The sequence below is a fragment of the Streptomyces sp. NPDC047515 genome (assembly GCF_040643055.1).
In the GTDB taxonomy this organism is placed as follows: Bacteria; Actinomycetota; Actinomycetes; order Streptomycetales; family Streptomycetaceae; genus Streptomyces.
In genome coordinates this window covers 89,752-109,136 of the sequence record NZ_JBEYTM010000022.1, presented here as the reverse complement: position 1 = coordinate 109,136, position 19,385 = coordinate 89,752, and the positions used below count along the sequence as shown (strand labels likewise).

At 67.4% G+C, this 19,385-nt stretch carries 17 protein-coding genes; 9 read left to right on the top strand and 8 right to left on the bottom strand.

Annotated features, from left to right (window positions below; genetic code table 11):
• Window positions 1–586: 586 nt before the first annotated feature.
• Window positions 587–2,389 (bottom strand): chromosomal replication initiator protein DnaA, encoded by a 1,803-nt coding sequence (dnaA, locus tag ABZ826_RS20005; RefSeq protein ID WP_361449641.1) that lies wholly within the window; start codon window positions 2,387–2,389, stop codon window positions 587–589.
• Between the two features lie 381 nt (window positions 2,390–2,770).
• Between dnaA and rpmH the strand changes: the two genes are divergently transcribed.
• From rpmH to ABZ826_RS19960, 9 genes are all read left to right on the top strand, one after another.
• Entirely contained in the window at window positions 2,771–2,908 is a 138-nt protein-coding gene (gene rpmH / locus ABZ826_RS20000; RefSeq protein ID WP_030930485.1) for a 50S ribosomal protein L34, read from the top strand.
• Between the two features lie 18 nt (window positions 2,909–2,926).
• On the top strand, window positions 2,927–3,298 hold the full coding sequence (gene rnpA, locus ABZ826_RS19995; RefSeq protein WP_351072269.1) for a ribonuclease P protein component: 372 nt from the start codon (window positions 2,927–2,929) through the stop codon (window positions 3,296–3,298).
• On the top strand, window positions 3,295–3,654 hold the full coding sequence (gene yidD, locus ABZ826_RS19990) for a membrane protein insertion efficiency factor YidD (protein ID WP_361449636.1): 360 nt from the start codon (window positions 3,295–3,297) through the stop codon (window positions 3,652–3,654). Before rnpA ends, yidD begins: the two co-directional genes overlap by 4 nt.
• A 3-nt stretch (window positions 3,655–3,657) precedes the next feature.
• Complete coding sequence (gene yidC, locus ABZ826_RS19985; protein WP_361449633.1) at window positions 3,658–4,908, top strand: membrane protein insertase YidC; 1,251 nt, start codon at window positions 3,658–3,660, stop codon at window positions 4,906–4,908.
• Between the two features lie 14 nt (window positions 4,909–4,922).
• On the top strand, window positions 4,923–5,432 hold the full coding sequence (locus ABZ826_RS19980; protein ID WP_114245516.1) for a R3H domain-containing nucleic acid-binding protein: 510 nt from the start codon (window positions 4,923–4,925) through the stop codon (window positions 5,430–5,432).
• 109 nt (window positions 5,433–5,541) lie between these two features.
• On the top strand, window positions 5,542–6,258 hold the full coding sequence (rsmG, locus tag ABZ826_RS19975; RefSeq protein ID WP_361449628.1) for a 16S rRNA (guanine(527)-N(7))-methyltransferase RsmG: 717 nt from the start codon (window positions 5,542–5,544) through the stop codon (window positions 6,256–6,258).
• 292 nt (window positions 6,259–6,550) lie between these two features.
• A complete protein-coding gene (locus ABZ826_RS19970) occupies window positions 6,551–7,627 on the top strand; it encodes a ParA family protein (protein WP_361449625.1) in 1,077 nt (358 codons plus the stop codon).
• Window positions 7,624–8,724 carry a ParB/RepB/Spo0J family partition protein gene (locus ABZ826_RS19965; protein WP_361449622.1) on the top strand — a complete coding sequence of 367 codons (1,101 nt, stop codon included), beginning with the start codon at window positions 7,624–7,626 and terminating at the stop codon, window positions 8,722–8,724. Before ABZ826_RS19970 ends, ABZ826_RS19965 begins: the two co-directional genes overlap by 4 nt.
• Window positions 8,725–9,027: 303 nt before the next feature.
• Entirely contained in the window at window positions 9,028–9,645 is a 618-nt protein-coding gene (locus tag ABZ826_RS19960) for a GNAT family N-acetyltransferase (RefSeq protein WP_361449619.1), read from the top strand.
• 82 nt (window positions 9,646–9,727) lie between these two features.
• Here the strand turns inward: ABZ826_RS19960 and trxA are convergent, their stop codons facing one another.
• From trxA to ABZ826_RS19925, 7 genes are all read right to left on the bottom strand, one after another.
• Window positions 9,728–10,060: a thioredoxin gene (gene trxA / locus ABZ826_RS19955; protein WP_361449616.1), complete on the bottom strand. Its 333-nt coding sequence runs from the start codon at window positions 10,058–10,060 to the stop codon at window positions 9,728–9,730.
• A gap of 46 nt (window positions 10,061–10,106) precedes the next feature.
• Complete coding sequence (trxB, locus tag ABZ826_RS19950; protein WP_361449613.1) at window positions 10,107–11,069, bottom strand: thioredoxin-disulfide reductase; 963 nt, start codon at window positions 11,067–11,069, stop codon at window positions 10,107–10,109.
• 132 nt (window positions 11,070–11,201) lie between these two features.
• Window positions 11,202–11,963, bottom strand: coding sequence for a hypothetical protein (locus ABZ826_RS19945; RefSeq protein ID WP_361449610.1), 762 nt, complete (start codon window positions 11,961–11,963; stop codon window positions 11,202–11,204).
• Window positions 11,964–12,151: 188 nt separating this feature from the next.
• A complete protein-coding gene (gene sigM / locus ABZ826_RS19940; RefSeq protein ID WP_361449607.1) occupies window positions 12,152–12,856 on the bottom strand; it encodes an RNA polymerase sigma factor SigM in 705 nt (234 codons plus the stop codon).
• A 168-nt stretch (window positions 12,857–13,024) separates the two neighbouring features.
• Window positions 13,025–14,737, bottom strand: coding sequence for a protein kinase family protein (locus tag ABZ826_RS19935; protein WP_361449604.1), 1,713 nt, complete (start codon window positions 14,735–14,737; stop codon window positions 13,025–13,027).
• Between the two features lie 127 nt (window positions 14,738–14,864).
• Window positions 14,865–17,024, bottom strand: a complete 2,160-nt coding sequence (gene murJ, locus ABZ826_RS19930) for a murein biosynthesis integral membrane protein MurJ (RefSeq protein WP_361449601.1) — start codon at window positions 17,022–17,024, stop codon at window positions 14,865–14,867.
• Between the two features lie 49 nt (window positions 17,025–17,073).
• Window positions 17,074–19,374: a DUF6049 family protein gene (locus ABZ826_RS19925; protein WP_361449598.1), complete on the bottom strand. Its 2,301-nt coding sequence runs from the start codon at window positions 19,372–19,374 to the stop codon at window positions 17,074–17,076.
• Window positions 19,375–19,385: the final 11 nt, after the last annotated feature.

Genomic DNA, 19,385 nt, shown 5'->3' with positions numbered 1-19,385 from the left:
ACGGGCCGAGCTGTGGGCCGCCGGTGGACAACATCATCAGCTCCTTGTGGACGAAGATCTTGTCCACAGCCTGTGGATCACTGTTGGCCACAAATCCCCAAGCCCTTGACCTGGCCTGATGGAGTATCGACAGTCGCCCCTGTGGAAGCAATATGGAAAACTTCCGAATCCCCAGGCTGTGGAGGGGGGATTCTCCCCAGATCTGTGGAGAACGGACGGCCGACGGCAGGTATTCGAACACCGCGACCGCGACGGAGGCCCGGGAACAGGCTTCGGAGGGGGTTCAGGAGCGGGGTTCGGGGGGGCTCCGAAGGGTGCTTCCCAGGCCCGGAGGAGGGCTCAGGAGGACTCAGGGGGAGGCGTGAGGTGCCGGAGAGCCCTTCACGAGGGTTCCGTGGCGGCGTCCGGTGGTCCCCGGGGCGGTTTGCCGGCGGTTTCGGGAAAGCCTGGGGACGCCCCGCAGCCGCCTCGGGGGGTTCCGACAAAGCTCCGGGCAGGGGCCGGACAACGCGGAAGGGCGCCCGGAAGCCCTGTGAGGGTTCTCCGGGCGCCCCTGTGGCGCGTACAGAGCGCGTACTGCCGGCCGTCAGCCGTTCTTGATGCGGTTGGTGAGCTCGGTGACCTGGTTGTAGATGGAGCGTCGCTCCGCCATCAACGCGCGGATCTTCCGGTCCGCGTGCATCACCGTCGTATGGTCGCGGCCGCCGAACTGCGCCCCGATCTTGGGCAGTGAGAGATCGGTCAGCTCCCGGCAGAGGTACATGGCGATCTGGCGGGCCGTCACCAGCACGCGGCTGCGCGACGTTCCGCAGAGGTCGTCCACCGTCAGACCGAAGTAGTCCGCGGTCGCCGCCATGATGGCCGTCGCCGTGATCTCCGGAGCCGAGTCCTCGCCCCCCGGAATCAGATCTTTCAGCACATGCTCGGTCAGCCCGAGGTCCACCGGCTGACGGTTGAGGCTGGCGAAGGCCGTGACCCGGATCAGCGCCCCCTCCAACTCCCTGATGTTCCGGGAGATCCGGGAGGCGATGAACTCCAGCACCTCCGGCGGGGCGTTGAGCTGCTCCTGTACCGCCTTCTTGCGGAGGATCGCGATCCGCGTCTCCAGCTCCGGCGGCTGCACATCGGTCGTCAGACCCCACTCGAAACGGTTCCGCAACCGGTCCTCCAGGGTCACCAGCTGCTTGGGCGGCCGGTCGGAGGACAGCACGATCTGCTTGTTCGCGTTGTGGAGCGTATTGAAGGTGTGGAAGAACTCCTCCTGCGTCGACTCCTTGCTCGCCAGGAACTGGATGTCGTCGACGAGCAGGATGTCCACGTCGCGATAGCGCTTGCGGAAGGTGTCGCCCTTGCCGTCGCGGATCGAGTTGATGAACTCGTTGGTGAACTCCTCGGAGCTCACGTACCGCACCCGGGTGCCCGGGTAGAGGCTGCGGGCGTAGTGCCCGATGGCGTGCAGCAGATGGGTCTTGCCGAGTCCGGACTCCCCGTAGATGAAGAGCGGGTTGTACGCCTTCGCGGGTGCTTCGGCGACCGCGACCGCCGCGGCGTGGGCGAACCGGTTGGACGCACCGATGACGAAGGTGTCGAAGAGGTACTTCGGATTCAGCCGTGCCGCCGGCTCACCAGGACCGGGTGCGGGGGCTGGCTGTGCGCCCATCGGCCCGGTGCCGCCGCCGGGCCGGCCGGTGCCCGCGCCGCCCTGCCGGTGCTGGGGCTCCGGCATGTCGTGGTGCTCGGGGCGCTGCTGTTCGTAGCTCTGGCGCTCGGGCGGCTGCGGCCGGTAGCCGTGCTGCGGCTGCTGGGGGCGGCCGCCGGCGTACGGCTCGCGCCACTGCTCCGCGGAGGTGTCGCGGTCCTGGAATCCACCGAGCCGCGGCTGCTGCCAGGAGAGGTCCTCCTGGGTGCGCGGCCACGCACCGGGGTCGGGGCGCTGCTGCTGGTAGTCGGGGTAGGCGGGCCGAGCGGTCGGCATGCCGTCGTCCGAGGGCCGGTGTCCGTATCCGTCGTACGCGTCGTTGTGCTGACGCTCGTCGTGCTGCGGTCCCGGATAGCGGTGCTGCTGGGGCTGCTGGGACTGATGCATCGGGGGCGCGGGCGGGCTCGGAGGCTCGGCCGCGGAATCGTCGACGGTGATCGCGATGCGGATCGGGCGGCCGCACTCCCGGCTCAGCGTCTCGCTGATGAGCGGCGCGAGCCGGCCCTCCAGGACGCGCTTGCCCCATTCATTGGGTACGGCGAGCAGCGCCGTGTCGGCGACCAGTGCGAGCGGCTGGCAGCGCTCGATCCACTGCTTGTCCTTCGGCTCGATGCCCTGCTGGCCCTCTCCGAGGAGTTGCTCCAGCACTCGTGGCCACACTGCGGCAAGATCGGCAGGTACATCAGCCACAAGGCACGCTCTCTCGCTGGTCCCACGAATGTGTGGTTCTCGGGACGGGATGGGTCGGGATGGGTGAGGACCGGCAGGCAGGAAGAAAAAGAACCGGAGTTCAGCCACGGTAGTCAGGCCGACCCGCACGGTTCAAGTCGTTGTCCACAGGCTGTGCACAGTGGGGGGTGTTGCGGAGCCGGTTTGACCGGATGGCGCAGCCGCGCGTACCGTGACCAGGTCGAGTTGTCGATGGCTGCTGCCGCCTGCCTCCGATGGGCAAAGATCACGATCTGTGATTGTGAAGCGGTGCACTAGAGCGTTTACGCGAGTTCCTCGTGGGCGCACGGTGACAGCCAGGCGATGTCCCGCCAACACACGAGTCATTTCTGGAGCCCCCGAGTGAGCAAGCGCACCTTCCAGCCGAACAACCGTCGTCGCGCGAAGACCCACGGCTTCCGGCTGCGTATGCGCACCCGAGCCGGCCGCGCGATCCTCGCGTCCCGCCGTGGCAAGGGTCGCGCCAACCTGTCCGCCTGATCGCCTACAGGTCATGACGTGCTGCCTACCGAGAATCGGCTGAGGCGGCGCGAGGACTTCGCGACCGCAGTACGTCGAGGACGCCGGGCCGGCCGCCCGCTACTCGTCGTTCATCTACGCAGCGGTGCAACCGACCCGCACGTGACTGGGGAGAACGCTCCCCCGCCGCGTGCGGGTTTCGTTGTCAGCAAATCCGTGGGTGGAGCGGTTGTACGCACAGCGGTGAAGCGCAGGCTTCGCCACCTGGTCCGCGAACGACTGGCCCTGCTGCCCCCCGGTAGCCTGGTTGTCGTACGAGCGTTGCCTGGAGCGGGCGACGCCGACCATGAACAGCTGGCCCGAGACCTGGACGCCGCTCTGCAGCGGCTGCTGGGAGGGGGCGCGCGATGAAGTACCCGCTGCTGGCTCTTATCAAGCTGTATCAGTGGACGATCAGCCCGCTTCTCGGGCCTGTTTGCCGTTACTACCCGTCGTGTTCCCACTACGGATATACGGCGATCGACCGGCACGGAGCGATCAAGGGAACCGCGCTGACGGCTTGGCGCATCCTTCGCTGCAATCCGTGGTCACCCGGTGGCGTGGACCATGTTCCACCGCGCAAACGTCCGCGTTGGCACGAACTGCTGCGTAATGCCATGCGCGGTGACAAGGGCGGGGACTCCGCCGCTGATGTGCCTCCCGAGGGGACGGTTTCCGAACCCCCGGGCCCGGTCGCAGAGACTTCGCCCAATGCTCAAGGAGCTTGATTAGTGGACACGATTGCCAGTCTGTTCAGCTTTATCACCTGGCCTGTTTCATGGGTCATTGTCCAGTTCCACACGTTGTATGGAGCGATCTTCGGCAATGACACGGGCTGGGCCTGGGGCCTGTCCATCGTGTCCCTGGTGGTGCTGATCCGGATCTGCCTGATCCCGCTTTTCGTGAAGCAGATCAAGTCGACCCGGAACATGCAGGTGCTCCAGCCGAAGATGAAGGCGATCCAGGAGCGCTACAAGAGCGACAAGCAGCGTCAGTCCGAAGAGATGATGAAGCTGTACAAGGAGACGGGCACCAACCCGCTCTCCTCGTGCCTTCCCATCCTGGCGCAGTCGCCGTTCTTCTTCGCCCTGTATCACGTGCTCTCGGCCATCGCCTCGGGCAAGACGATCGGTGTCATCGACCAGCCGCTGCTCGACAGCGCCCGTAAGGCACACATCTTCGGTGCTCCGCTCGCTGCCAAGTTCATGGACAGCACGTCGGATGTCACCGCTCTCGGTGCCTCTCTGACCGACGTCCGGGTCGTCACCGCGGTCATGATCGTGATGATGTCGGCGTCGCAGTTCTTCACCCAGCGCCAGCTGATGACGAAGAACGTCGACCTGACGGTCAAGACGCCGTACATGCAGCAGCAGAAGATGCTCATGTACATCTTCCCGCTGATCTTCGCCGTCATGGGCATCAACTTCCCCGTCGGTGTCCTCGTCTACTGGCTGACCACCAACGTCTGGACCATGGGTCAGCAGATGTATGTGATCAACCAGAACCCGACGCCGGGCAGCAAGGCGCAGGACCAGTACCTGGGACGTCTGCTGAAGAGCGTCACCGCGCACGGTGAGGTTCGTGGCAGGACCAAGCGCAATACGGTGAAGCGGATCGTGTCCAAGGGCCCGGACCGCAATGACATCGAGCGGAAGTTCATCACCGGGCTGGCCAAGCTGGGCCTCGCTGCCCAGGAGGACGGCACGGTGATCAAGAGCGACACTGCGCTTGCCGAGGCCGAGGGCGGAGCCGCGCAGCGGCGTCAGCAGCCCAAGCGCCAGACCAAGGCCAAGCGTCAGACCGGTTCTGCCAAGGACACCGGCTCCACCGAGTCGGGATCCAAGACCTCCCTGCAGAAGCAGGACGGATCGCAGGACGACAAGCCCACGCCGGCGGGCAAGCCCGCGTCCGGTTCCTCACGCCAAGCCAAGTCCGGACAGCGCAAGGGTCCGCAGCGGCCCAAGCACCCGTCCAAGAAGTAAGAAGGAGTCCATCCGTGACGGAAGGCACCACCTCCACGGCCGCTGAGGGCAGCGACACCTTGACCCGCCTTGAGCAGGAGGGCGAGATCGCAGCGGACTATCTTGAGGGACTACTCGACATCGCCGATCTCGACGGTGACATCGACATGGACGTCGAGGCGGACCGGGCCGCGGTTTCGATCATCAGCGATTCGGCACGTGATCTGCAGAAGCTCGTGGGCCGCGACGGTGAGGTGCTGGAGGCGCTCCAGGAGCTGACGCGGCTTGCCGTGCACCGGGAGACCGGTGACCGCAGTCGGCTGATGCTGGACATCGCCGGCTTCCGGGCCAAGAAGCGGGCCGAGCTCGCGGAGCTGGGCGCCAAGGCCGCTGACGAGGTCAAGAGCACCGGTGAGCCGGTGAAGCTGGACCCGATGACGCCGTTCGAGCGCAAGGTCGTGCACGATGCGGTCGCGGCCGCCGGTCTTCGCAGTGAGTCCGAGGGCGAGGAGCCGCAGCGCTTCGTCGTCGTTCTCCCGGCCTGACCGGACCCTTGTTCTGTCGGCCCCGTCTGTTCGCAGGCGGGGCCGATCTTTGTCAGCCTGATAGTCAGCCACCCACAGTGCGTTAGTGCGGTACGGAAGGACGGTCCCCGTGACGGCGGAAGTAGAGCTTCCCCAGGCGCCCGAAGGGGCGCGGGCGGTTTTCGGCGAGTTCTTCCCGGAGGCTGTCCGGTACGCGGAACTGCTGGCGGATGCCGGGGTGAAGCGGGGGCTGATCGGCCCGCGTGAGGTGCCACGGCTGTGGGAGCGGCATCTGCTGAACTGCGCAGTGCTTTCCGAGGTCGTGCCCGAAGGGGTCACGGTCTGCGATGTGGGCTCGGGCGCCGGTCTACCGGGTATCCCCTTGGCGTTGGTGCGCCCGGATCTCAAGATCACTTTGTTGGAGCCTCTGCTCCGTCGGACGAACTTCCTTCAGGAAGTCGTCGAACTGTTGGGACTGGACCATGTGACGGTCGTGCGCGGCCGGGCCGAGGAGGTTCTGGGAACGCTTCAGCCGGTTCACGTGGTGACAGCTCGGGCCGTGGCGCCGCTCGACCGGCTGGCCGGCTGGGGCGTTCCGCTGCTGCGCCCGTACGGGGAGATGCTGGCGCTCAAGGGGGATACCGCCGAGGAGGAGATCGCCGGTGCGCGTGCGGCCCTGAGCAAGCTCGGTGTGGTGGAGACCGAGGTGTTGCATGTCGGAGAGGGCATCGTCGATCCGATGTCCACGGTGGTGCGCGTGGTGGTCGGCGAGAGCCCGGGTGGTGTGAGGTTCGCCGCAAAGAGGGCCAAGGCCGCGAGGACGAGCCGTACGAGGCGACGCCGCTGACCCGCTTGGCAATGCTGTGGACTCAACCGGTACGTACGGCTTGTGCCGTCTGTTGGTAATAATCCCGGCAAGCGGCCATACATGCCCCGTGCGGAGTGTCGTGCCCCTGTAGCAACGCTGCAGGGGCATCGTGTTTCACGTGAAACGTCGCTCTCTGCTGCATGGGATCATCAGTCGCGGTCGTGCGGCTGCCGCGCCGCGGCATCGCGGGCCCGATAGGGCTACGGAGTTGTCCACAGAAGTGGATTCATCCACAGAAGAGCGGGCCTCGCTGGTTCACGACCCTGAAAGCATGGCAGGCTCTGTTCATTGCGAGCCTGAAGTCGAGGAGAGTGAATCCTTGCGGTCCGACGCCAACATCGCGGGACCGATGACCGATCCGGTCCCCGGTCCCCGAACCGAATCGGCGGGGGAGGGTGTTTCACGTGAAACACCGCCGCCGATGGACGACACACCCATCGGTCGCGCGGCCCAGCTGGCGGTCGAGGCCCTTGGCCGCGCCGGTGAGGGCCTGCCCCGTCCTGACCGGACGCGCGTCATGGTGGTGGCCAATCAGAAGGGTGGAGTGGGCAAGACGACCACGACAGTCAATCTTGCCGCCTCGCTCGCGCTCCACGGTGCACGCGTTCTGGTGGTCGACCTTGACCCGCAGGGCAATGCCTCTACGGCTCTGGGCATCGATCACCATGCCGAAGTTCCCTCCATCTATGACGTCCTGGTGGAGAGCAGGCCGCTCTCCGAGGTGGTCCAGCCTGTCCCGGACGTCGAAGGCCTCTTCTGTGCCCCTGCCACCATCGATCTCGCCGGTGCGGAGATCGAGCTGGTGTCGCTGGTGGCGCGGGAGAGTCGACTGCAGCGAGCGATCCAGGCGTACGAGCAGCCGCTGGACTACATCCTGATCGACTGTCCGCCTTCGCTCGGCCTACTGACGGTCAATGCCATGGTCGCCGGTGCCGAGGTGCTGATTCCCATCCAGTGCGAGTACTACGCCCTGGAAGGGCTGGGGCAGCTGCTGCGCAATGTGGACCTGGTGCGGGGGCATCTCAACCCCGCTCTGCATGTGTCGACGATCCTGCTCACCATGTATGACGGCCGGACCAGGCTCGCGTCGCAGGTCGCGGAGGAGGTGCGCAGTCACTTCGGCAAGGAGGTGTTGCGGACGAGCATTCCGCGGTCGGTGCGAATTTCGGAGGCACCGAGCTACGGGCAGACTGTGCTGACCTATGACCCGGGTTCGAGTGGGTCGCTCTCGTACCTCGAAGCGGCGCGTGAGATCGCCCTGCGGGGTGTCGGGGTGCAGTACGAGGCCCAGCCTGCCCACACGGGCACTGGGAACAGCCAGCAAAGCATTTCGGAGGGGATTCAGTGAGCGAGCGTCGAAGAGGGTTGGGGCGTGGGCTGGGTGCCCTGATCCCCGCCGCTCCCCAGGAGAAGTCGGTGCCGTCCACGGGGGCGGGTTCAGCGTCTCCTGGGGCGGGTCCTGTCTTGACGGCAGAGCGGGGGGTGGCCGCTGCGAAGGTGACCGCTCTCGCGTCCGCGCCGGTTGTGCCCGAGCCGAGTGCGCCGGTTACGGCCCCCGACGCCGGCGCGGAGTCGGCGGGAGCTGCCGGTGCGTACTTTGCCGAGGTTCCGCTCGGCACCATTACCCCGAATCCGCGTCAGCCCCGTGAGGTGTTCGACGAGGACGCACTTGCCGAGCTGGTGACCTCCATCAAGGAGGTGGGTCTTCTCCAGCCCGTCGTTGTGCGGAAGACGGGTCCGGATCGCTATGAGCTCATCATGGGCGAACGTCGCTGGAGGGCCTGCCGTGAGGCGGGGCTGGAGCGGATCCCGGCCATCGTCCGGGACACGGACGACGAGAAGCTTCTCCTGGACGCGCTCCTGGAGAATCTTCACCGGGCTCAGTTGAACCCCTTGGAGGAAGCGGCCGCGTACGACCAGCTGCTCAAGGACTTCAAGTGCACGCATGACCAGCTGGCCGACCGGATCGGGCGTTCGCGCCCTCAGGTGTCCAACACGCTGCGTCTGCTGAGGCTGTCGCCTCCGGTTCAGCGCAGGGTTGCGGCCGGGGTGCTGTCGGCCGGTCATGCGCGGGCGCTGCTGTCCGTGGACGACTCGGAGGAGCAGGACAGGCTGGCGCATCGCATCGTGGCCGAAGGGCTGTCGGTGCGCGCGGTCGAAGAGATCGTGACCCTCATGGGGTCCGGGTCCACGAGTCCTGCCAAGTCCAAGGGGCCACGAGCCGGTGGCCGGGTGTCGCCCGCGCTGACTGATCTTGCCTCCCGACTGTCGGATCGATTCGAGACCCGGGTGAAGGTCGACCTCGGTCAGAAGAAGGGGAAGATCGTCGTCGAGTTCGCGTCGATGGAGGATCTGGACCGCATTCTCGGCAGCCTGGCACCGGGTGAGGGGCGGGTGCTGGATCAGGGACCGTCCGACGATCCCGTTGACGGTGATGAGGGCTGACCTCTGCCGGATGGGCTGAAGGGCGGGCTGTGTCCGGGTGCATACCGGAACACGGCCCGCCCTTTGCATTCTCTCGGTGTCCGCTTCATCTCTGGGTGGATACGATGCGTTCTGGTATGGCACATCCGGCTTGAGTCACCTCGGCGGAGGGAGGGCCATGCGATCAGTGAGCCGCAGCCGAGTGGTGACAGTCGGGCTGGGCCTGGGGGCTGTCGGAGGGTTCTTCGGGAGCCTGCTCCTCGAACGGAGTGCACTGACTGTCGTACGCGATACGGCGGGCGAAGGAAGCGAGGAAAAGCCTTCATGGGGCGTCGGCTCGTACCGCTCACACTGGACAACCTTTCCGATCTCCCCAGCCGCTGCCGCTCGTGTGTCTTCTGGGAGCTTGATCCGGTCAGCGGGGATGCTGCGGTAAAGGCGGGAAGGCCCGAGCTGGAGAAAGAGGCATGGATCTCGGCCGTTCTGCTGGAGTGGGGGTCCTGCGGCCGCGTCGCCTATGTCGACGATGTGCCGGTGGGGTTCGTTCTCTATGCACCGCCGGCCTATGTGCCGCGCTCGACGGCTTTCCCGACGAGTCCCGTCTCCCCCGATGCCGTGCAGCTCATGACTGCCTGGATCGTGCCGGGTTACCAGGGGCAGGGTCTGGGGCGGGTCATGGTGCAGACCGTCGCCAAGGATCTCCTGCGTCGGGGATTCAAGGCGATCGAGGCCTTCGGGGATACCCGGTGGAAGGAACCCGCCTGTGTGCTGCCCGCGGATCACCTGCTGGCGGTGGGCTTCAAGACCGTACGGCCGCATCCCGTCTATCCACGGCTGAGACTGGAGCTGCGTACGACGCTTTCCTGGAAGGAAGACGTTGAGCTGGCGTTGGACCGGTTGCTGGGTGCCGTCCAGAAGGAACCGGCCCTGAGGCCGCTGTGACCGAAGAGTCCACAACAAACGTGAAACGGGTCCGTCCCCCCGAGGGACGGACCCGTTTCACGTGAAACAGCGGACCGTGGCCCTACTCGCCGATGAAGTTTTCGAGGTCGCGGAGGATTGCGGCCTTCGGCTTGGCGCCGACGATGGTCTTGGCGACCTCGCCGCCCTGGTAGACGTTCAGGGTCGGGATGGACATGACGCCGTACTTGGCAGCTGTGGCCGGGTTCTCATCGATGTTGAGCTTGACGATCTCGATCTGGTCGCCGTGCTCGGCAGCGATGGCCTCCAGCGACGGCGCGATCTGGCGGCAGGGACCGCACCAGGCGGCCCAGAAGTCCACCAGTACGGGCTTCTCGCTCTTCAGGACGACCTCGTCGAAGGAGTCGTCGGTCACGTTCTTCAGGGCGCCGGCCACGGCGGCCTCCTTAACTACTTGGGGTGTGGGGTGAGAAAGTCGTGGATCAGACGGTGGCCGCAGCGGCCTTCTCGTCATCGGCGAGCGCAGCGAGGAAGCGTTCGGCGTCGAGAGCGGCCGAGCAGCCGGTGCCGGCAGCGGTGATGGCCTGCCGGTAGGTGTGGTCGACTACGTCACCGGCGCCGAAGACACCGGTCAGATTGGTGCGCGTCGAGGGGGCATCGACCTTGAGGTAGCCCTCGTCGTCGAGGTCGAGCTGGCCCTTGAAGAGCTCGGTGCGCGGGTCGTGGCCCACGGCGATGAACAGGCCGGTCACCGCGAGCTCCGACGTCTCGCCGGTCTTGGTGTTCCGCAGGGTCAGACCCGACAGCTTCTGCTCGCCGTGAACCCCGGCAACCTCGCTGTCCCAGGCGAACTTGATCTTCGGGTCGGCGAAGGCGCGGTCCTGCATGGCCTTGGAGGCCCGGAGCGAGTCACGGCGGTGGACGATGGTGACCGACTTGGCGAAGCGGGAGAGGAAGGTCGCCTCCTCCATCGCGGTGTCACCACCACCGACCACGGCGATGTCCTGGTCCTTGAAGAAGAAGCCGTCACAGGTGGCGCACCAGGAGACGCCTCGTCCGGAGAGGGCGTCCTCGTTGGGCAGGCCGAGCTTGCGGTGCTGGGAGCCGGTCGTCACGATCACGGCCTTGGCGCGGTGCACCGTCCCCGCCGTGTCGGTCACCGTCTTGATGTCTCCGCCGAGGTCTACGGAGACAACATCGTCGGGGACGAGCTCGGCGCCGAAGCGTTCCGCCTGGGCGCGCATGTTGTCCATGAGCTCGGGGCCCATGATCCCGTCCTGGAAGCCCGGGAAGTTCTCCACGTCGGTGGTGTTCATCAGCGCGCCGCCGGCGGTGACGGCGCCCTCGAACACCAGCGGCTTCAGCGACGCGCGTGCGGTGTAAAGGGCGGCCGTGTAGCCCGCGGGGCCGGAGCCGATGATGATCACGTTACGGACGTCGCTCACGGGTTTCTTCCTCGTCTCTGCAGACTGCCTACTGTCCACGCCTACTGGGGCCGGTTCAACGACTCTCACCCCACCCAACGGATCCTACGGGGGATGCATTCCCGACGTGCCGGGCGGCGTACGGCGCGATTCTCAAGGGCGCGTGTAGGCGCGGGTCAGCAGCAGTTTTCCCTTGGCGGCGGGCTTTTCCCCGACGCAGGCCGCGTCGACGACATACGCCTGGACGCGTTTCGCGTCGGACGGGTGCGGCAGCACGACCAGGAAGGCGTGCGTTCCTTCGTAGAGGCCTTCCTCCATGGCGAGGGCCGCGGTCTTGCGGCCGATGCCGAGTTCCACACAGGGCGGGACGGACACGGTGGGCGCGCTCAACGGCCTTCGAGGCGACTCGGCCCCCGCGGAGTCGCTCTTCGGCGTCGACTGCTCCTCGACGGATGGCGCCTTCTTCTCTGTGTCAGCACTTTCTGCACTCGAAGGCTTCGTGGCGGCACTCCGAAGCAGCGTGTGCACCTGGTCTTCGAGCGTGGATTCCGAGAAGCCCCCTGGGCTCTTTGCCGTGGAGTCGGAGCTTCGGTCCGCCGCCTTGAGACCGGCAGCCTCCTGGGACGGCTGAAGGCTCTGCAGCATGAAGACGCTGACACCGACCACGGCTGCACCGAGGGCGGCGCCGAGGACGGCTGTGCGGCGGCGGCGCCCGGCTCGTCGGCGGCCAGGACCGGTCGCTGCCCTCGAATGCCCCGATGGGCGGTCCGAAGCGCCGGTGGACTCTGTGCTCGGCTTCTGCACCACGGAGTGTTCTGTTTCACGTGAAACATCTGCCACGTCGGCGGGTGCCGTGGTGCGGAGAGCTTCGGCGGCGAGCGCGGCGTCGATGCGATCGGCGACGTCGTCGGGCATGGGCTGTGGTTCTGGCACAGCGCCGAGCAGCTCTTGGATCTCTACGAGGGAGGCATGGACATCACCGCAGAGTGTGCAGCCATCCACATGACTGCGTACCTCTGCCGCACGTGACGGCGGGAGTAGCCCTTCCATGAGATCGGAGATCTCCGAGACATCCGGATGCTGGGTCGTGTCGGTCGTTGATGTCATGCGCGCCCACCTCCGCCCTTCACTGCAGCAGGATCGCTTGTCCCGGTGTCCCTCGGCCTCGATGGCGGTGGGACGGATGCGCGTGGCGTCCGGTTCCTTTCCGCGGTGGCTTCGTCGGTCTCCGCACTCTCACTGCGGAGGTGAGTGAGCAGAGGGGCCAGCCGGGCCCGGCCCCGGGCACAGCGGCTCTTCACGGTGCCGGTCGGTACGTCGAGGATGCGTGCTGCCTCGGCCACGGGGTACCCCTGCATGTCCACGAGGACGAGCGCGGCACGTTGTTCGCCGGGGAGAGTGGCGAGTGCGGCCAAGAGCTCGCGGTGCAGATCCTGGCGCTCCGCCGGTGCCTCGGCAGACTCGTGCGGGTCGAGGAGCTGCTCGAACCGTTCGGTGTCATTGACCGGTGAGGTCTTGCGGGTGGCTGCCTTGCGGACCCGGTCGAGGCAGGCGTTGACGGTGATGCGGTGCAGCCAGGTGGTGACGGCGGACTGGCCGCGGAAGGTGTGGGCTGCCCGGAAGGCGGAGACCAGGGCGTCCTGGACGGCGTCGGCGGCTTCCTCGCGGTCACCCAGGGTCCGGAGTGCCACGGCCCACAGCCGGTCGCGGTGGCGTCGTACGAGCTCGCCGAAGGCGTCGGGTTCACCGGCCACATGGCGAGCGAGGAGGTCTGAGTCGCTGAGCGGCTCTGACGGCTCGACGGCCACCTCCCCCTCCCTCCCTGTCTCTGCGTCAAGGTGCGTCTGTCTATCACGATTCGTGGGAGCAGGGCAGAGGGCAGAAAGATGCGCTGCCCGATGTGGGGGTGCGAAGGTGCGCCGACCGGGCCGATGGAGCGAAAGGCCGGTGGGAGGAGCTCCCACCGGCCTGCTCTGTCAGCTGAGCACGGAGATCTCTGAGATCCCGCCCCGGTAGCCGTCGGACGTTCCGTCCGATGGGAGTTCGGTGATGTGGATCAGCACGTAGCGGGTCCGTACGGGCTTGTCCAAGGTCGTCTTCAAGTCGCTGCCCACGGTTTCGAGCTTTGTGAGGCGCTGAGGAAAGTCCGAGAGGGACGACGGGGCGGAAGTGTCGGCAGCGGCTGCGAGCACCTCGGCCTTCTGCCCGCTGCGGTACATCGTGACCTTGATTCCGGCGACGCTCTGCACGCTGCCCAGATCGACGACTATGCCGCTGCCGTCTCTGCGGTTCGGATAGTTGCCGAAGTTCGCATAGCCCCGGTAGCGCGGAGTGATCCAGGCGGTGCTTGTGTCGCCGTCGACGGCATTCGGTGCCAGCTCCTGCTTTATCCCCGAGCCATTGGGCATGAACTCTTCGGCACCGGCGATCCGCAGCGGCTTGAGCGGGGCCGAGGGCTTGTCGTCGCCGCTTTCCGGGGTGGTCTGTGTGGTGTCGGTCCCTGAGTCCTTGCCATGGTCGAGGAGCGCCTCGGCGAGTTGCCAGCTGCCGAGGCCCAGGGCGGCAATGAGCAGTGCGGACACCGCCCACTTGAGGACCTTGCCGGTGCGGCTCTGGAGTGGGGCCGGTGGCACGGCGATCACGGGCTGGGTGGCGTGGGGGCTTGCGGTCGGACGTCCGTAGGTGCCCTGCTGGTAGGTCGTGCGCTGATACTCCGGAGGCGCCGTGAAGGTGGGCTCCGGAGGACGGATGCGGGGCATCGCGGCAACGGCCTTGGCCAGCTCGTCCGGGGTGGTGCACGGCTGCTCCTGCCGGGAGGCCGTGGCGCCGTCATTGGCGAGTGCGCGCATGGAGAGCTCGGACAGGCCCCGATGCACGCCGGCCCGCACCTGGTCGGGGGCGATCAGCCCCATGCCCTTGGGCAGCCCGGACAGGCCGTAGGCGTCGGTCTCGTACGGCCAGCGCTGGGTCAGCGCGGCATAGAGCAGGGCACCGATCGCCTCGGTGTCCGCACGCTGGGGGCCTTCGGAGGTGATGCCTCGCAGGGCGGCGTTCACCGCGAGGCCACGGATGCGGTACTGGCCGGTCGAGCTGCGGAGCACCGCTCCCGGGGTCAGCCTCAGATGCGCGAGACCTTCTCGGTGCGCGGCTGCCATGGCCTGGGAGACCTGGCTGACGAGCTGGTACGCGTCGTGCGCGTCCATCGGCCCGGAGGCCAGCAGCGAGGTGAGCTCGGTGGCGTCGGGGAGCCACTCATGGACGACGTAGACGAGGTCGTCCTCCTCCACCGCGTCGAGCACCTGCACGAAGCGCGGGTCGCCGAGCAGGGCGGAGGATCTGGCGGCGGCCAGCACGGAGCGGGCGCGGGGGTGATCGGCCGGGAGCAGATGAACGCCCACCGCGCGACGCAGCTTCTCGTCGACCGCGCGCCAGCTGCTGAATCCGTCCAGACGGGTGACGCACTCCTCGAGCCGGTAACGTCTGGCAAGTTTGTGCCCGCTGTGCAGATCAGGGGTCGGCAGGGTGGTTTCGGAGCTGATGCGCTCTCCGTCCGTGTCCTGCGGCTCGGTGCCCGTCGTGTCCTGAGCTTCTGCCGTTCCGTCGGTCGTGGCCTCGTCCGCCTTGGCGGTCAGCGGCTCATCGCCGCTGTTGTCGGCCACGTCGACGGCTGCCGTGCTACGTTCCGCCACCGTCGTTCCTGCCTCCCCATCCGTTGCGCGATGCCAGCCAGCTCTGCACAGTCACGCCAATTGTGCCCACACTCCGGCGCTATGCACGACACGCCAGGGGCGGTGATGGTTGTGCGGCCGGTGATCCTCAGCGCCCGAGACGTCCTCGGACCATGCCGACCATGCCGTTGATCTCTTCAATTCGCATCCGCTTGGCGGCTACGAAGAAGACGCCCAGCAGAACTGCCCCACCACAGATCAGCGCGACGAGTGACCCGAAGGCTCCTTCGCCGAGGCCCAGAAGAACCGCGAAGCCCACGCCGCCACCGAGCACGGCTGCCGGGACGGCCGCCAGGCACAGGCGGGCGTAGGTGCGTACGACATGAGCGCCGTCCAGGTCGCCGCCCAGCCGGTTGCGCAGCCGTCGCCAGGCGATGCCCACGCCGACGGCGTAGGCGAGGCCGTACGAGGCGGCCATACCGACCACGGCCCACTGGGCCGGCAGAACCACATAGCAGAGGGCCGAGGCGGCCGCGTTGACCGCGGCGACGATGACGGTGTTGTAGAAGGGCGTCCGGGTGTCCTCGTAGGCGTAGAAACCACGTAGCACCACGTACTGCACCGAGTACGGAATCAGGCCGAGACCGAAGGCCATGAGGATGTAGCCCATGGAGCGGGCGGCTTCGGTGCCCGCGGAGGCGTACAGCAGGGTGCACATCGGCAGGCCGAGGGCGAGGAACGTGAAGGCCACCGGCACGATCGCCACGGCAGAGTTCCGCAGCCCCTGAGAGATGTCGTCGCGGACGGCGCCCGGGTCGCCGTCATGGGCGGCGCGGGAGATGCGGGGCAGCAGGGCCGCCATGACCGACACGGTGATGATCGCCTGCGGCATGCCCCAGATGAGCTGGGCGTTGGAGTACGCGAGGAAGCCGGTGCCGTCCTTGCCGGACAGTTTGCCCGCCGACGTCGCGAGCTGGGTGACGACGATCACGCCGGCCTGGTTGGCCAGGACGAACAGGACGGTCCACTTGGCGAGCTTGACCGTCTTGCCGAGCCCGTGTCCCTTCCAGTCGAAGCGAGGGCGGAAGCGGAAGCCGGCCTCGCGCAGATACGGGATCATGGCCAGGGCCTGGACGATCAGACCGAGCAGGGTGCCGATGCCCAGGAGCCGGACGCCCTCCGGCGGGATCGTCTGCACGCCCATCTGGGATTCGGCGGAGGTGCCGTAGACCCAGATGAACATGCCGAATGTGAAGATCATGACGATGTTGTTGAGGACCGGGGTCCACATCATCGCGCCGAACCTGCCGCGGGCGTTGAGGATCTGGCCCATCACGACGTGCACGCCCATGAAGAAGATGGTCGGCAGGCAGTACCGGGCGAAGGTCACGGCGACGCTGTTGGCGGCCGCGTCCCCGGCGATCGTCGGCGACATCATGTGGATCAGCCACGGAGCGGCGAAGACGGCGATCGCGACGATGACGCCGAGCGCGACCATGACCAGGGTCAGCAGCCGGTTGGCGTAGGCCTCGCCGCCGTCCTCGTCGTCCTTCATGGAGCGGACGAGCTGGGGAACGAAGACCGAGTTCAGCCCGCCGCCGACGGTGAGGATGTAGATCATCGTCGGCAGTGTGTAGGCGATGGTGAAGCTGTCGCCGAGCAGGGCAGCACCGAGCGCGGCGGTGATCACGAGGCTGCGGACGAAGCCGGTGAGCCGGGACACGAGGGTGCCGGCCGCCATCACGGCACTGGACTTCAGCAGGCCGGACGCCCGGCCGCCGGACTTGGGTGGTGCGGGCGCCGGAGCCGGCTCGGGCTCGGCCGGAACGGACGAGGGTCCGGCCGGGCCCTCCTGGTCCCGGAACAGGTGCGCGAAGGCGTCCTGCTGTTCCTGGTCGTCGGACGCCTGGCTGACGAGGTCGTCGACCCCGACGAACTGGGTGGTCGCCGGGTTGTCGCCGTACGGCAGGTGCCGCGACGGCCCGTCGGGCTCGGGCGGCGGGGTCTGTGCCCAGATGCGCGGGTCGGGTGCGTACTGCGCCGCAGGCGGCTGCTGGTACAGCGGCTGGGGCTGCTGGTAGGTGCCGGGAGGCGGCGGCGGGTGCGCGGCGCGGTCGTACAGCGCCTCGTTCACCGGGTCCTGGACGGACAGGTCCTGGGCCCGGTAGGGGTCGTAGTCGTAGGCGGCCTGCAGGTAAGGATCGGGTGCCGGCGGAACCTGGCCCTGTCCGGGAGGCGACGCAGCCCCATCGGCAGACCTGGCCCCGCCCGCACCCTGACCGCGGTCACCGTCGTACGGCGCGTTCATCGAAACCCCACCTCATTGTCCCTGGCCGACCGGCCACGACAGACATCGCTCAACGTTCCACTTTCTCACCCGGGCCCGACGGCGCCCCGCTTTCCGGACCGGTGTCCGGCGTCGGGTCACTCGGCTGCTCGGGTTCGCTGCCGTTGTCCCCGGCCGCGCCGCCCGCGTTGGCACGCTTGCGGTGGGTGTACATCCTGATGCCCGCGAGGACCAGAAGCAGCAGCCCACCGGCGATCACCAGCAGCACGGTCGGGGTGAGCTCGGAGACCTTCACGGTGAAGGTCATCTCTTCGCCGTACGGCGTGCCGTCCTCGGTGTAGAGCTGTGCGGTCATCTGTACCTGGCCGTTGACGTTGGCCGCGGCGTCGAACTTCACGGACTGGCTGTGACCGCCGCCGATCCGGATCGGCTGCTCCGCCACGGCTCCGCCGTTGTTGAGCTTGAGCCGGGTGGCGTTCTCGGACTTCAGCCGGAGGACCAGATGATCCACGCCCTGCAACAGCCGGTTCTGCACAGTGACCGGGATCGTGGCGCTGCGGCCGGACAGGGTGACGTCCGACTTCGAGATGAGCTGGACCTCGTTGACGAGGCCCTGCAGATAGGTGCGTACCGAGTCCCGGTACTGCTGGGCCTTGAGCGGCTTGCCGCGCCACGACGTCGACATGGACCGGTTGATCGCATTGCCGAAGGGGGTCACCACCCGCTCGGGGTGGGTGAGGATGACCTGGAAGTCGTTGAGCGAGACCTGGGTGGACTTGATGTCCTGGAACGCCTGGGTGGGCAGTTCCTGGCTGCGGAGCTTCTTCGGGTACTGGGACGACCCGGGGACGCTGGTCGTCGCGTCCGCGTCGGGCTTCGCCTCGGCCGCGTCCACGAGTCCCAGGGGCTGTGTCCAGCGCTCGTCGTCGAGGGCGTGCAGGGCGCCGGCCATCGACTGGGCCTGAGCGACCGTCGGCATCCGCTGCGGTGCGACGACGATGCTTCGTTCCGTGTCGGTGTCCTGTTCGGCCAGAGCGAGGGTCTGAGCGAGGAACTTCTGCACGGCGAGGGTGGAGCTTCCCGCCGTCGACATGTTGCCCTGGAAGGCCGTGGAGAGCCGGGCGTCGGAGACCACCGCGGTGGTGCCGCCACCGATCGGACGGGCCGCGGTCGGCGTGTACGGCAGAGCGTCGGTCTCCTGGAGGCTGTCGCTGCGGGCGATCACGTTGTGGGCGCCGGCCGAGGTGGCGACATCGACGATCGACGGGTCGATCGCCCCGTCGATCGGCCAGGCGAAGTCCGTCGACGGTTTCACATGCAGGATGGTCTCCACCGTCGTTCCGGCCACCTCGGTGGCGGTCTGCAGGTGGCTGAGGGTGCCCGACACGTTCTTGCCGCGGTGTGCGATGGAGGCGAGATCGGGGTCGCCGAACGGCAGCGCGATGACCTTGCCGTCCGACACCGCGGCCTCCAGCGAGGCGAGCCATTTCTTGGCGACGGCCTGGTTCTTCCCGGCGACGGTGGTGTCGCCGGACTTGACGCGGTAGTTCCGTGCTGCCATGGCGTCGACACTGGACAGCAGATCCGGGTCGATGACCCATGTCACGGGCAGCTGGCTGCCCAGTGAGACCAGCTGTTCGAGACGTCCGCCCGGAGCGAGTTCGGCGGCCAGTTCGTCGTCCGCGAACACGGGAGTCTGCTGGTCGTCGGAGCCGGTCTCGGCAGTGACATGAGGCGATGCGATGAGCGGCCAGAGATAGGTGATCTTCGTCCTGGAATCACGCTGCTCCTCCTGCCAGGGCAGGAAAGTGCGCTGGATTCCCAGCACGTGGTCGTACCGGGCTCGGGTGGTCTGTCCCGACAGCGAGACACCGAGCTGGTAGACGCCGTCGTCGCCGAGCCCCAATTTGTCGACCGGGACGGACAGTGTGAAGTCCTGGCTGATCCCGGCAGGGAGCTTGGCGAACCTCACCGTGTACTTGCCGCCGAGCGGAGCGGGATCGGTGCCGGGGACATACCCGGTGCGCTTGGCGGCGTCGTCGATCGACTTCCTGCCGTAGAGCTTCGGGCCCACTCGCAGGTCGACCTCCGCCTGCGTGATCGTCTCCTTGCCACGGTTGGTCACGGTGCCGGAGACGCTCAAGGTGTCCCCCTTCACCGGTGCGCTCGGAGCGATGGTGTCCAGGGAGACCTTGACCGTCTCCGAGCCGGTGGGGGTCCGGTTCGTTCCGCCGGCCAGTGCCGAGGGCGCCGCCGTACCGACCAGCAGTGCCGCGACGAGCGGAGCCCCGATGACCAAGGAGGCTGTGCGCCGCAGCCATCGACGGGCAGGAGACGGAACGATCTCCTGGATGTCTGCCGCCTCGGCCACGCGCCTACCCG